Source organism: Dyella caseinilytica, assembly GCF_016865235.1.
Taxonomy (GTDB): Bacteria; Pseudomonadota; Gammaproteobacteria; order Xanthomonadales; family Rhodanobacteraceae; genus Dyella_B; species Dyella_B caseinilytica.
Map to the genome: position 1 here is coordinate 4,502,544 of NZ_CP064030.1, position 14,652 is coordinate 4,517,195.

9 protein-coding genes are annotated in these 14,652 nt (G+C 61.3%); 6 read left to right on the forward strand and 3 right to left on the reverse strand.

The window, feature by feature from the left end:
* Positions 1–272: 272 nt before the first annotated feature.
* Both ISN74_RS19790 and ISN74_RS19795 read left to right on the forward strand, forming a co-directional pair.
* Positions 273–1,964, forward strand: coding sequence for a S53 family peptidase (locus ISN74_RS19790; RefSeq protein ID WP_188795672.1), 1,692 nt, complete (start codon positions 273–275; stop codon positions 1,962–1,964).
* A 122-nt stretch (positions 1,965–2,086) separates the two neighbouring features.
* On the forward strand, positions 2,087–4,342 hold the full coding sequence (locus ISN74_RS19795; protein WP_229678878.1) for a penicillin acylase family protein: 2,256 nt from the start codon (positions 2,087–2,089) through the stop codon (positions 4,340–4,342).
* On the opposite strand, the gene ISN74_RS19800 is transcribed toward ISN74_RS19795, so the two are convergent.
* The 3 genes from ISN74_RS19800 to ISN74_RS19810 form a co-directional block, all read right to left on the reverse strand.
* Entirely contained in the window at positions 4,312–4,704 is a 393-nt protein-coding gene (locus ISN74_RS19800; RefSeq protein ID WP_188795674.1) for a hypothetical protein, read from the reverse strand. The genes ISN74_RS19795 and ISN74_RS19800 overlap by 31 nt on opposite strands.
* 27 nt (positions 4,705–4,731) lie before the next feature.
* The gene (locus ISN74_RS19805) at positions 4,732–6,060 is read right to left on the reverse strand and encodes a sensor domain-containing diguanylate cyclase (protein WP_188795677.1); all 1,329 of its coding nucleotides are present in this window, start codon (positions 6,058–6,060) and stop codon (positions 4,732–4,734) included.
* A gap of 763 nt (positions 6,061–6,823) precedes the next feature.
* On the reverse strand, positions 6,824–7,486 hold the full coding sequence (locus tag ISN74_RS19810; RefSeq protein WP_188795679.1) for a response regulator: 663 nt from the start codon (positions 7,484–7,486) through the stop codon (positions 6,824–6,826).
* Positions 7,487–7,664: 178 nt separating this feature from the next.
* Here ISN74_RS19810 and ISN74_RS19815 point away from each other — a divergent pair, with 178 nt between their 5' ends.
* The 4 genes from ISN74_RS19815 to ISN74_RS19830 all read left to right on the forward strand — a co-directional run bounded on the left by ISN74_RS19815 (position 7,665) and on the right by ISN74_RS19830 (position 14,499).
* The gene (locus ISN74_RS19815) at positions 7,665–10,520 is read left to right on the forward strand and encodes a hybrid sensor histidine kinase/response regulator (RefSeq protein ID WP_188795681.1); all 2,856 of its coding nucleotides are present in this window, start codon (positions 7,665–7,667) and stop codon (positions 10,518–10,520) included.
* A 188-nt stretch (positions 10,521–10,708) separates the two neighbouring features.
* Positions 10,709–12,358 carry a FecR domain-containing protein gene (locus ISN74_RS19820; RefSeq protein WP_188795683.1) on the forward strand — a complete coding sequence of 550 codons (1,650 nt, stop codon included), beginning with the start codon at positions 10,709–10,711 and terminating at the stop codon, positions 12,356–12,358.
* Positions 12,359–12,565: 207 nt separating this feature from the next.
* Entirely contained in the window at positions 12,566–13,690 is a 1,125-nt protein-coding gene (locus tag ISN74_RS19825) for a CHASE2 domain-containing protein (RefSeq protein WP_229678880.1), read from the forward strand.
* 173 nt (positions 13,691–13,863) lie between these two features.
* Positions 13,864–14,499, forward strand: a complete 636-nt coding sequence (locus tag ISN74_RS19830) for a DUF4142 domain-containing protein (protein ID WP_188795685.1) — start codon at positions 13,864–13,866, stop codon at positions 14,497–14,499.
* Positions 14,500–14,652 lie beyond the last annotated feature (153 nt).

Here is a 14,652-nt window from a genome sequence, read left to right on the forward strand (position 1 = left end):
TCCGATCAACGCGAACATCTTTGCCGCCGATTCGCGACAGGTATCAAGAACAGGAAACATTGTCCCCTTTTCCCCCCGTTTCTTGACTGCGGTTTTCACTCGGCGACCACAAACATCATCCTACGCTCCCGCGGCCACTCGGCACCCCTGGGGAGGGGAGCACTCGTCAGTTTCCTCGCAATCTCTTCTTTCACTTTCGACTACCTTTTTGGGAGCTTCCGATGAACAGAACAGATTCGAACGGAAAACATCTAACAAAGGGAATTACCAATATGGCCCGCAAAACCTGCGGGCTTTCATTTGTCATCGCGCTGGCCTTCGGCGCGACCGGCGCTGCTCATGCGGCGCAGTTCATGACGCACCACGTACGTAATGCGGTGAGTGAGGCGACCGCACAACAGCTAGGCAGCTTGCCTGCTACCAAGTTGATGGCCATCGATGTCGTACTGCCTGTACGCGACCAGGCGAGCCTCGATCAGTTCGTGGCGAACGTCAGCAATCCGATGAGCCTGCAGTATCGCCAATACGTCACGCCGCAAGAGTTCACTGCCCGCTTCGGTCCGACGCAGAATGACTACAACACGGTCGTGCAATATCTGAAGCAGTACGGATTCACCATCTCCGGTGGCAGCCGCGATGGCATGGACGTGCAAGCCGTGGGCCCGGTTTCCGCGGTGGAAGCGGCGTTCAACGTGAAGATGCACACGTATCAGCATCCCACCGAGAATCGCGTGTTCTACGCCCCGGATCGCGAACCGACCACCGCGCTGGCCATTCCGTTGTGGCACGTGTCAGGATTGGATAACTATTCCATTCCGCACCCGCAATTCGTGAAGAAGGGTGAGTACGCCGCAGCCCATGGCATTTCACCGGACGCAGTGGTTTCGCATGCCACCACCGGTTCGGGTCCGTCCGCGTCCTTCCTGGGCAGCGACATGCGCGCGGCCTATTACGGCAGCGGTTCGCTTACGGGTTCTGGCCAGACCGTGGGCCTGTTCGAGTACGAGGGCATCAACACCTCCGACATTTCGTTGTATTACACGAATGCCAAGGAAACCAATCCGAATAACCTCACCGTCGTCTCCACCGACGGCAGCCCCACTACCTGCAGTGGCGGTTCAAGCTGCTCCTCCGACGGCGAGCAAACCCTGGACGTGACGCAAGCCCAAGGCATGGCGCCAGGGCTGGCCCACGTGGTGATGTATGTCGGTGCCACCGACACCGCCATCATCAGTGCCATGACGACGACGACGGATTCGTTCGGCGTACTGCCGCTGACCATCGGCTGCTCGTGGGGCTGGACACCGGAAGACGCCACGACGCTCGACCCCTATTTTGAAAAGATGGCCGCGCAGGGCCAGAGCTTCTTCGTCGCATCCGGCGACTCCGGCGAATGGACCAAGAGTGGCAATGCGGAGTCGTGGCCGGCTGATGACGCGCATATCATCAGCGTGGGTGGCACCGACCTGACGACCGCCAGCGCCGCGGGTGCGTGGAAGTCGGAAACCGCGTGGAGCGATTCGTCGGGCGGCATCTCGCCGAACGACATCGCCATTCCCACATGGCAACAGATCTCCGGCGTGATCACCTCCACCAATAAGGGCTCGACGACGTATCGCAATGGTCCGGACGTCTCGGCCAATGCGAACTTCACTTTCTACACCTGCGCCATGGGTAGCTGCCAAGCCAATGAATACGGCGGCACCAGCTTTGCGGCGCCGATGTGGGCGGGCTTTATCGCGCTGGCCAACCAGCAGATCGCCAGCAACGGAAGTACCGCGTATGTAGGCTTCTTGAACCCGACGATCTATGCCAACAACGCACCTGAAGGCACGACCTACTCGAGCACCTTCCACGACATCACCAGTGGCAAGAACGAGAAGTATTCGGCCGTGAAGGGTTATGACCTGGTGACGGGCTGGGGCAGCCCGCAGGCCGCCTTGATCTCGAACTTGGCGCAGTAACGCTCAACGTAGCAACGACACGACGTAAGCAGGCCCGGCATCTGCCGGGCCTGTTCGTTGGCGCGGACAGCCGATGCATCCATTCGCTACCATGCGCCGATCTCCATCGGCCAGGTAACGAGATGATGCTCTCTTCCTTTTTCGGTTCACGTCTTACCAACGATGATCGGCGGCAACCACAAAAGCGCAGAGAGCGTTTGCTACTGACCGCATTACTTGCGATAAGCCTCGCCGCAACAGCACATGCAAACAGCGCGGAACAAGCGCGGTGGCACCGCGAGTCGCAGGCCGTCACCATCACCCGCGATGACTGGGGCATCGCCCACGTGCATGGCAAGACCGATGCTGACGCCGTGTTCGGCATGGCCTATGCGCAAGCGGAAGACGATTTCAATCGCGTCGAAACCAACTACCTCAACGCCATGGGTCGGCTGGCGGAAGCCGAAGGCGAATCGGCCATCTGGCGCGATCTGCGCATGAAGCTATTCATCGATCCCAATGACTTGCAGCGTGACTACGCCAGCAGCCCGGACTGGCTGAAGTCGTTGATGAATGCCTGGGCCGATGGCCTCAACGATTACCTTGCCACGCATCCGGACGTACATCCGCGCGTGATCACGCATTTCGAACCGTGGATGGCCTTGAGTTTCAGCGAGGGCAGCATCGGCGGCGATATCGAGCGTGTGAAGCTGGATCCGTTGCAAGCGTTTTACGGCACTGGCAAACCGACGGTCGCAAGCCTGGACCTGCCTTCAAGCTGGGTGGAGCCGAGCGGTTCCAATGGCATCGCGATCGCGCCGAAGCTCACCGTGGATGGCCATGCGCTGTTGCTGATCAATCCGCACACCTCGTTCTATTTCCGCTCCGAGTTGCAAATGAGCAGCGACGAGGGACTCGATGCGTATGGCGCGGTGACCTGGGGGCAGTTCTTTATCTATCAGGGCTTCAATCGCCATATCGGCTGGATGCACACGTCGACCACCGCGGACAACGTGGACGAGTTTGCTGAAACGATCGTGCATCAGGACGGCAAGTTGTTCTACCGCTACGGCAATCAGCTGCGCCCGGTTTCCGTACGTCAGATCACCGTGCCCTATCGCAAACCCAACGGCGCGATGGCAACACGTACATTCACGGTTTACGCCACGCATCACGGCCCGATCGTGCGCACCGAGGATGGCAAATGGATCGCCATCGCGCTGATGAACAAGCCGATGCTGGCGCTTGAGCAAAGCTGGCTGCGCACCAAGGCCAGCGATTACGCCAGCTACATGAAAGTGGCCGAGCTGAAAGCCAACTCGTCAAACAACACGATCTTCGCCGACGACAAAGGTGAGATCGCGTATCTGCATCCGCAATTCATGCCCCGCCGTGACAACCGCTTCGATTACACCAAGCCGGTCGATGGGAGCGATCCGGCGACGGATTGGCAAGGTCTGCACGCGTTGAACGAGTTGCCGCACCTGTTGAATCCGACTAACGGCTGGATCATGAACACCAACGATTGGCCGTATTCCGCCGCCGGTCCGTACAGCCCCAGACGCGAGGATTACCCGCGCTACATGGACACCGTCGGCGAGAATCCACGCGGCGTACACGCCACGATGCTGCTGACGAATGCGCAGAACATGACACTGGCATCGCTCATCTCGCTCGCGTTTGATTCCTATCTGCCGGAATTCGCACGGCAGATCCCAATTTTGATCCAGGATTACGACGCGCTCCCCGCGAACGATCCGCTCAAACGCCAACTAGCCGGACCCATCGCGCTGTTGCGCGGTTGGAACTATCGCTGGGGCATCACCTCGATGCCTACGACGTTGGCCGTGTTCTGGGGCGATACCCTGTGGGACAAGATGGACAAGGCCGATAACGCCGAAGGTCTTTCCGTCTACGATCGCATGGCGAAAACCGGGGGCGCGAATGCGCGCCTGCAAGCCTTGCTGGAAGCAAGCGATCGATTGCAGGCCGACTTTGGCAGCTGGGGCATTCCGTGGGGTGAAGTGAATCGCTACCAGCGCCTCACCGGCGATATCGTGCAACCGTTCAACGATGCCAAGCCAAGCATACCGGTGCCGTTTACCTCCTCGCGCTGGGGTTCGCTCGCTTCCTTCGGTGCACATCGCTGGCCTGGCACCAAACGTTACTACGGCACCAGCGGCAACAGTTTCGTTGCGGTGGTCGAGTTTGGTGACAAAGTGCATGCACGCGCCATCACCGCCGGCGGTGAAAGCGGCCATCCGGATTCAGCTCACTTCAACGATGAAGCCGAACGCTATACCACCGGCAATCTGCGAGAGGTGTATTTCTGGCCTGATGAACTGGCAGGTCACACCGAGCGCGTGTATCAGCCGTCGAGCATCACATCGGCCCCATAACCATCGCCATGTTCGGCGTGGCTGGTCTGTGCCTCGTCGGGGCGACGCTCCAGGGTATGAGATACGGTATCGGCGGTACGGTGCGTGCGAATCGGATGCACGTTGCCGCCGGTTTCTATGGATGTGACTGGCGGCAGGGTTTCGCCAAGCTCCTCCCACAGACGCACGGCCTCGGCCAGGGTGCTGCACCAGCCCGTGCGCCGTTCGCAGACGCATTCCAACTGATGCCGTTCGCGCATGGCGGAGAACACCGGGTCTTCATGGCGCGTACTGCCATGTGCGGTGTAGTGGTGCGGTTCTTTGTTGCATGTGGCGCAAGCGGCAAACGATCCTGCGGCATGTGTGACCTGGCGCTGCATCATGCGGACACCATGCGGGCACCGAAGTATTCAATCCACCACGTCATGCCATGCATTGGCAAGCTCTCCGGTGGTCATACCGTAGACCGCGTTTCGACCGGACAATTTGGCCGTGTAGAGCGCACGATCGGCAGCCTGCAGCAGGGCATCGCAATGCTCTTCCACGCCTTGCATATGTGGCACATTCTCCAGGGTCGAGGCACCGATGCTCAGAGTGATCCTGCCGTACTTGCTCTTTGCATGTGGAATGTTGAGCGCGTTGATGGCGTGGATGATGGCGCCCGCCACCTTCAGCGCGCCGATCGCATCGGTGCCCGGCAAGATCGCGACAAACTCTTCGCCACCGTAGCGGCCTACCAGATCGCCATGGCGATGCAGCGCTTTTCGCAACGCCACCGCCACCGCACGCAGACATTGGTCACCGCGCAGATGACCGTAGTGATCGTTGTACTTCTTGAACACATCCACATCGAACATCAGCACTGACAACGCGTGTTCCGCGCGCATCGCGCGATGCACTTCTTCGGTCAGCACTTCGTCGATATGGCGCCGGTTGGCCAGGCCGGTCAGGTGATCATGGCGTGCATATTGCTCCAACTTGCGATTGGTTTCTTCAAGCTTCTGTTCCGCCTGTTTGCGATCGGTGATATCCATCCATGCGGTAGTGATACCGATAACATGACCCATCAAGTTGTGCACTGGATTGGCCAGCACCTGATAGAACCTGTCGCCATGGGCGATTTCGTGCGCGGGCACGTCCTGGCCTGCGTCGAGCAGCTTCAGGCTCTGGCGCACACGCTCGCCTTCGCCGGGCAGCAGTTCGTCCACCTTGCGGCCTACCAGTTCGTCCGGCTCCAGCGCATGAATGGTGGCGTAGGCAGCGTTAGCGGCAAGATAACGTCCATCGCGGCCGATCAGGCAGAGCGCGCTTGGCGCCGTGTTGTAGATGGCCATCATGCGATACACGCTTTCGCTCTGGGTCAGGTCGATATCCATGACGCCTTGCGCAATACCGCGATAGCCGCGCAGTTCACCGGATTCGTCCTTCAAGGGAACGGCGTCAGATTCGATCGCGACGGTGCGGCCATCCGCACGCAGATGATGCGAAATGACGCAAGCGAACGGCGTGGCGGGGCGATTGCGGAAGAAGCGCGCGACACGGGCGGCTTCTTTCGGCGCCATGAAGTCGTAGATCTGCTGACCGACCACGGTGTCGTGATCACGCCCCAGCAACGACAGCACGCCAGCGGCAACCTTGGTAAAGCGGTAGCGCCGGTCGATCTCCCACTGCCATTGCGGATGCTCGTGAATCACCGCATGCAGGCGGTCGAGCGCTTCTCCATTCATGTCCAGAAACATCGCGGATACCTCGTCACGGAACGGGCCCGGCAACCGGAATTACCGAAGCCTTCGCTGAAGCGCCCGATCGTTGCCTCTGCGACGGGTCGCCACTGCGGTTAGCTCAATCCAGCAGGCAGCGGTTCGACGCGCGAATCGCCACGATCCGTGACAAGGCTGGCCGCCTGGTGACCTTCTGCATGATCGAGGCGTGGGCCATTGGCCCTGCGACGAACGCCATGCGCGGAGATAGTCCACGTGTACAACCGATGCCTGGATCCTGTCTTCGAGCGGGGTTCGACCGGTTGACAGGGGATACCTGTACCGGCCGGGCGCCAAGGCGACATGGCTTCCTTTGCTACGACATCCGATGCGAAGGCATGGCTTCGTCCGGCTACGATCCCTGTGTTGTCACATGCAACATCCTGACACTGCCCCGCTTTCCCCCTTTCCGTCACCGCAACATGAATCCCGACAGGCATTACTCACAGGGGGTAGTGCATACCTGTCGCCAACGTAAGCTCGCTGACACGCATCTTTCCGTAGACGCGCGGGAAAGCTTGAACGCATATCGCGAAGGGCGTTGCCGCTATCCGCATAAGCGTTGCCTTATGGGTATGCAGGATGCTTTTCTGGCGTGCCGGGCTGTATCGGAGGATTCCTAAAGTGCAACGCATGGCAAGCTTTAAGCTTGCTGGAAAGCTTCCATGGCCGGGGGCATCGTGGGGCATTGCGTACGTCAAACCCGAGCTTCTAGCGAACGCGCAAGAACCCGTCGCCTCGCCTAGAGCAAGCCGTACGCCCGGGCGTACTCGAACAACTGCGTATTGGACGTCACGCCCAGCTTGCGCATGGCGTCGTTCTTCTGCTGGCTGACGGTCTTGACGCTACGGTGCAATTGCTCGGCGATCTGCGTCACCGTCAATCCCTGTGCATACAGGCGCACCACTTCGGCCTCACGCTGAGACAGCACCGCCGGATCGGAGCCTTCCACCGCGTGGGGAATGGTCCAGTCGCTGACGTGCTCGCGCATCGCCTCACAGATGTAGGTGCGCCCATTGAGGACCGCGCCGATGGCCAGCAGCAGCTCCTTGGTCATCGCCATCTTGCCGACCAGGCCGGTCACGCCCGCCGCCAGCATGCCTCGCGTCAGTGCCGGGTTCTGCATCATGGTCAGCACGATGATGGGTAGCTTGGGATGGTCGCGGCGCAAACGGCGCAGCAGCGGCAAGCCGTCGCCCGTGCCATCCTCGAAGGGCATCGAGAAATCGGTAATGAGCAGATCGCATGGCTCGTTCGCAAGCAGGCTCAGCAGCTCGCCGCCACTGTTCGCCTCAGCCACCACATCCAGATTGCTGAGACCTCTCAGCAAGGCACGGATGCCCAGCATTACGACGGGATGGTCATCGGCGATGACGATCCGGGTTATCTCGCCATTCGGGGACATAGCCTGATTCGCAAAGACTCTCTAGCCGGCGGCAAGAACCGAACCGCTCGGGATAGGATTCTACCTAAAGCGCATGAATAACCCGCGCCGGGCCTATCGATTGATCTTACGCAGCAAACAGGCATGATGGCCGGGCTGCGCCCTGGCGCGGATCCAACTCCCAGACCGAACCCTTGTCGTGACCCTTGCCTCTTTTATCAGCAGTACGGGAACCGGCTGGTTCGACGCCAGCCCGATTTCCATTGCCGTGGTGGTGCTGGCGGGCCTGCTCAGCCTGACCGCGCTGCTGGCGCTGGCCGTGCTGCGCATGGCTTTCCTGCAACGGCAAAAGCTGATGGATGCCGATCAGGCCCTGCAGCAGCAGGCAGACGTGGTGCAAGCGCAGCTCGATGCGATCCCGTTTCCCATCCTGATCAAGGACGCGGCCGGCCATTACCGGGGACTCAACAGCGCCAGCTTGCGCCGGTTGGGCATCGATCCGGCGCAAGCGGTAGGACAGACCAGTCTTGGCGTCGGCGAACACCGCTGGCTGCCGCTGGCCGATGGCACACCCGTCACGCAGCGCCTGCACCAGTTGGGGCTCGATGCTGTGCGTGAAGACAAGGTGCAGCGCTGCGAACTCGATTACCTCAGCAGTGACGGCCGCCAACGCACCGGCATGTTCCTTGAGTCACCCACCCACGCCGCCGATGGCACGGTGAACGGCTCCGTGGGTGTGCTGCTGGACATCACCGAATACCGCCAGATCGAACTGAGCGCCCGTGCCACCGAACAAAGCCTGCGCGACATCACCCAACGCATTCCCGTGGTGGTGTTCGCCGTGCGTCGGGGCAACGACCGCCTGCAACGGCTGGCCTTTATCGCCGGCAATCTGGCGGCGCTGTTTGGGCTTGAACAAGCCGATCTGGTGGAAAACGGCGACGTCGTACGCGACTGGCCTTTCCACGACCGCATCCACCCCGAAGATGCGCCGGCAGTACGCCGCGTGTTGCAGCGGGCGACACGCCACCGCGGCACTGCCACCTTGGATTTCCGCGCGTATGGCGCCGAAGGGCTGCGCTGGATTCATCTGGTGATGGGCACGCGTCGGCAACCCGATCGCGGCATCGAGTGGATCGGCTATTTCATTGATACCACCAGCATCAACGCGCACAACGAAGTGCTGCTCGCCGCTCGCGATGCAGCCGAACGCGCTTCGAAGGCCAAGGCGGACTTCCTGGCCACCATGAGTCACGAAATCCGCACGCCGATGAATGGCGTGATCGGCATGCTGGAACTGCTGGGCCGCACTCCGCTCGACGAAGAACAACACGAACTGGTGCACGCCGTGGAAGACTCCGCCGGCGTGCTGATGCAGGTGCTCAACGACGTGCTGGACTTCTCCAAGCTGGAAGCCGGCAACCTGCGCCTGGACGATGCGCCGTTCGATCTGCGCACACTGATCGACAACGTGGCCGGCATGATGACCGGTCCGATCCATAAAAAAGGCCTGGCAGTCGAAGTCGGCGCGGATGCGACGCTGGCCGGCAAGCTGCTGGGCGACAGCGTGCGAATCCGGCAGATTCTGCTGAACCTGCTCAACAACGCCAGCAAGTTCACCGAACACGGTAGCATCGCGGTGAGCTTGCGTGTGCTCGGCGACGACGGCCAGGCCCAGCGCCTTCGCATCAGTGTCACCGACACCGGCATCGGCATCGCCGCCGACAAGCAGGCCAACCTGTTCACGCCCTTCTCGCAAGCCGAATCCTGGACCACCCGCCGCTACGGCGGCACCGGACTGGGTCTGGCGATCTGCCGGCATCTGGTGCAATTGATGGATGGCAGCATCACGCTCAGCAGCCGTCTTGGCGAAGGCACCAAGGTGACGGTGGAGCTACGTTTGGCGATCGCCCAGCGTGACGCCGACCGGCCAGCCGAACTGCCCGGCCGGCACGCCATCGTGCGACTGGCGTCGGTCAGCATCGCCAACGCGCTTGCCGCGCATCTGACGGCGCTGGGCCTTACCGTCGAACAGATTCCACCATCGCAGCCGATGCGCACCGGCATCGCCGCCAATCTGCTGTTTATCGATGCGGCCGATCAGGAAAGCGCAGGATCGATCGCTGCGCAGGCCATTCTGGTCGACAGCAACGCCACCCGCGTCAGTGGTTATCAGGATGACGAGCACATCTGGCTCAACGCCAATCCATTGAAATGGCAGACCGTGGCACGCGTGTGCAGCCTGGCGCTCAAGCCGTTGGCACCGCCCTCCCATGAACGCAGCGCGCCTTCGCCGGTGCCTGCCAACCTGCCGCTGCCGATGAGCGGCCGCATTCTGGTGGCGGAAGATCACCCGATCAGCCAATCGCTGGTGCGGCGTCAGCTCAGCTTGCTCGGCTGCGCTTGCGACATCGTCGGCGACGGCCGCGCCGCGCTCGATGCGCTAAACCGCAACCGTTACGTGATGCTGATGACCGATTGCCAGATGCCGCTGATGAACGGCTACGAATTGGCCACCGCATGGCGCAAACACGAGGCTGACGCAAAGTTGGGGTCGCGCTTGCCGATCATCGCCATGACCGCCAACGCGCTGGATGGCGAGATCGAGCGTTGCCTCGATGCAGGCATGGACGATTACCTCAGCAAACCGCTGCAGTTGCGCCAGCTGGAAGATAAGGTGCGCGCCTGGATGCCGCAGACGCCGGATACCGTCATCACGCCTCAGGACACGTCCCCTGATCCCTTCTCTGAACCCGGCATGGAAGACCTGCGCCAGGAAATGCTGCAGGTACTGATGCGCACCAGTGCTGCTGATCTGGCGCAACTCGAACAGGCTCTGGCCGATGGCGACAGCCAAACCGCCCAACGCACCCTGCACCGCACGCTCGGCGCCTTGCAGTTGTTCACCAATGGACGCGTGATCAGCACAGGCCGCACCCTGATGGAAGCGCTGGGTGGCGAGAACGCCGGACATGCTTTGCAGCAGCTGCCCACCTACCTCGGGGATTTGCGCGGCTTGATCTCGGATCTGGTCGGCAACGCGGATCGCACTTAACATACTTAAATGTATGGTCACCCGCGCCTTGGCATCCCCAGCCGGCTGGACCACAATGGTCTCCGAGTACTCGGCGCTGGCCGACAACCCCCGGACCAAGGTTGTCCTCTTCGTGCCGATCCGTGACGTCGGGGGCGTTTCGTTGGTGCGGCAGGCCGTGCCGCACAGGGATTCAGGGGGTTCTTTCGATGCATCCCACCCGGAACAGGCTGCTACGGCAGCTTGCCTTCATCTTCCTCGCCTTGTTGACCGTGCCGATCAGTTCCGCGGCCGACTGGGTTTACCGCGTTCGTCCGCAAGACAATATCTGGGATCTTTCTGGACGCTACCTGCGGCCTGATGTGCCGTGGCAAAAACTGCAGGACTACAACAAGGTCACTGATCCGCTGCATCTTCCGCCCGGCATGACGCTGCGCGTGCCGATCGCGTGGTTGCGCGTACAACCGGCGAATGCGGAAGTGGTGGCGGTGATGGGCAGCGCGCATGTGCAACTGCCCGGCCAGGCCCAGCAGGAAAATGTCGCGCCCGGCATGACGCTCGGCTACGGCACGCATCTGACCACCGACGCCAACACCAGCCTCACCCTGCAATTTGCCGACGGCTCGCGCGTGCTGATGCAGGAAAACAGCGCACTCGATCTGGATCAGATGAGCGCCTACGGCCGCACCGGCATGGTCGACACTCGCCTGCGCTTGCAGCACGGCCGTGTGTCGAGCGCCGTGACGCCGATGACCGGCGTGGCTGCGCATTTCAGCGTGGAAACGCCAGGCACCATTTCCAGCGTGCGCGGCACGCATTTCCGTGTGGCCGCCGATGATGATCATACGCAGACGGAAGTGCTGACCGGCCGCGTCGACGTGGCCGGCGATCATGCACACGTGCTTGTACCCAAGGGCGAAGGCGTTGCTGTCACCGACGGTTCCAAACCCACGCAAGCGCAAACCCTGCTTGCTCCGCCATCGTTGCACTGCCCTGTCCAGCCGGTCAGCCAGATTCCCTATGTCTTCGCCTGGACCGCACTCGATGGCGCGAAAAGCTATCGCGTGCAGATGGCGGCCAATGATCGCTTCGAAACCTTGCTGCTCGATCACGTCACCAGCTCGCCGCAACTCAGCCTGCCCGATGTGCCCGATGGCGATTACGCCGTGCGCGTGCACGGCGTCGACAGCAACCGCCTGGAAGGCGAAGACAGCGTATGCACGCTGCATATCAGCGGTCACCCGCAACCGCCGCTGGTGATGGAACCTCTTCCCGGCGGCAAGGCGCGCGATACGCGCCCGCGTTTCCGCTGGACCGAAAGCCTGGAGGCCGCTTCGTATGTCTGGCAACTCGCCAGCGATGCGCAATTCACCCAGTTGCTGGCCAGCGATCCAAAGCTCACTGGCGACAGCGCGCGCGCGCCCAACACCCTGGCCTACGGTCGCTATTACTGGCGCATCGCCAGCCGCGACAAGAACGGCAAGGTCGGACCCTTCACCGACCCGATGCCCTTCGACCTGGTACCGCAACCGCCCGCACCGGAAGTGGGCAAGCCGAAGTCCTCACATAGCCAGGTGAGCTTCGGCTGGCCGGCAGGTGCGTCCGGCCAGCACTACCACATCCAGCTCGACCGCAAACCCGACTTCGCCCATCCGCAGATCGACCAGACGCTGGATCAGCCCGTGCTTGAGATCAAAAAGCCCGGTTCCGGCACCTGGTACGTGCGCGTGCAGACCATCGATACCGATGGCTATGCCGGACCGTGGGGTGCAACGCAGAAGATCCGGCTGGGTTGCATGTTGTGCCGCGTGGCGGCAGTGGCCGGTGGTGGCGGGTTGGTGTTGTGGTTGCTGCTATAACGAAGGCATGAGCTACGTTCAAAGCCTAAGCGCCGATCATCCTAGCCCTACGATTAAGGCGAAATGCCATCTCGCCTTGCCGTCATTCCTGCGAAAGCGGGAATCCATGCTGCACATCGATAACGCAAATAAATGGATTCCCGCTTTCGCGGGAACGACGGCAAAACATGTACTTCGATTCAGCGGCTACAAGCAGGTGAGGCGCTGATGCCAGCCAGCACCCTCGCATGGCTGGCACGCGGCATGGTCTGGATGGCCGGCGTGGGTTTGCTGGTGCTGCTGATCGTCAGTGGCGTCACCACCCCGCTGGATAACGCGCTCTACGATCTGAATGCGCGCTTCTGGGGCTATACGCCTGACAACAATGTGGTGATCGTGGCGATCGATCCGAAAAGCCTGGATACGATCGGACGCTTCCCCTGGCCACGTACGGTGTATGCGCAGCTGATCGATCGCCTCACGGCCGACGGCGTGCGTGGCATCGGCATGGATATCACCTTGTCCACGCCCGCTAATGATCCGCGCGACGATCAGCAGGTCGCCGCCGCCATTCATCGCAACGGCAAGGTCGTATTGCCGGTGTTTGCGGAGGCTGTGAACCTCGGCGGCCCGTTGCAGGAAACCCTGCCGGTGACGGCCATCGCCCAGAACGTCGCGGCGCTTGGGCAAGTGGACGTGGCCAAGGATGCCGACGAGCGCGTGCGCGGCGCCTACCTCAAGGCGGGATTGGGCAGTCCCTACTGGCCTTCGCTGGCACTGGCGCTGATTCAGCTTGGCAAGTCTCCGTTGTCTTTGCTGCCGGGTTTGCGCGATCCGGCCATCAACGATGCGTCGCCGTACCTGTGGATGCGCGACAACTATGTGCTGCTGCGTTACGCCGGCCCTGTTGGTGCCTTCGGGAGCTTTTCAGCGGTGGATGTGCTTAACGGCACCATCCCTGCCGACATGCTCCGGAACCACTGGGTGCTCATCGGCGCGACGGCCGAAGGGCTGGGCGACATCCTGCAGACCCCGGAATCGGCCATGCCCGGCGTGGAGTACCAAGCCAACGTGCTGGAGTCGCTGGAGCGCGGCTATCTGGTCACGCCCATGAATTTTCTTGCGCAGCTCCTGCTGGCAGCAGCCATGCTGACGCTGCCGTTGCTGCTGTACGGCCTGCCGGGCATCCGGCGTAGCGGGCTGTTGTTGCTGCTGACAGTCGTCCTGGTGCTGGTCACCTCCATAGCGCTGCTGCGCGGTGCCTACCTGTGGTGGCCACCCGTGACATGCCTGCTGGTGATCCTGATCGAATTCCTGGTGTGGCGACTGCTCACGCGCAAACGCCAGCGTTAGATGAACGGCGCTGCGGTGGTCGTACACCTCACGCTCAACTTGCTGAAGGCGGCGAGGCTGATTTGCGCGGCCCTATGCGCACGTGACAATTTCTAAACAATCTTTGAACTTCTCACAGTCCACATTGGGAACCAAGGGGGCAGTAACTGCTCAGGCAATAGGTTGGAATGGTTATGCGTACGGCTAACTCGTTCGGCTTGGCATCATTGGTGGTCACGTTGCTGGCACTCGCGCCGGGATTGAACCGCGCCGCCGATAACCAGCCACTGGATCCCCAAGAGCAGGCTTTTCTGACCCAGGCCATGTCCGATGACGCCGCGCAGATCGCCATGGCCAGCCTGGCCCTGCAAAAATCGCAAAACCAGCAGGTGCTCGATCTGGCGAACACCGTGATTCAGGAACGCCAGGCGCTTGATAGACGATTGGTCCCGTTGCTGGGACGCAGCGCCGTCAGCACCGCCAAACCCGCCGCCAACAACGATGAAGCGATGGCTTCGCTGCAATCGCTGAATGGCGCCGCCTTCGACAAAGCCTTTGCCGCACTGCTGGTAAGAGATCACAACAGAATCATTTCCGAGTACGCATGCATCAAGGCGCACTCGTCCAATCTCTCACTTCGCGGTGTCGCACGTGGCGCCATGCCAGAACTTCGCGGCGACCTGATGGTTGCACTGACTGTGCTGCGTTCACCGAACTGGATGCCATCACAGCATCAGGAAGCAGTGGCCACAGCAGATACGCACACGACGAAATCCAACGCGTATCTGGGCGAACCGCTGCTCACATCCATGGTCACAGCACCGTGGTGAGAAACCGGTAACTTCAACGTCACCTCGAAAAACGCCGCGACCCTCAGCGCGGCGTTTTTTTATGCGTTGCCGACCCGCCAGCAGGCGGACGGACCTGTGCATCGTGGCATTCGATCTTCACCGTGTGTTTTCCGCGTGAAGAGCTCTGATTTT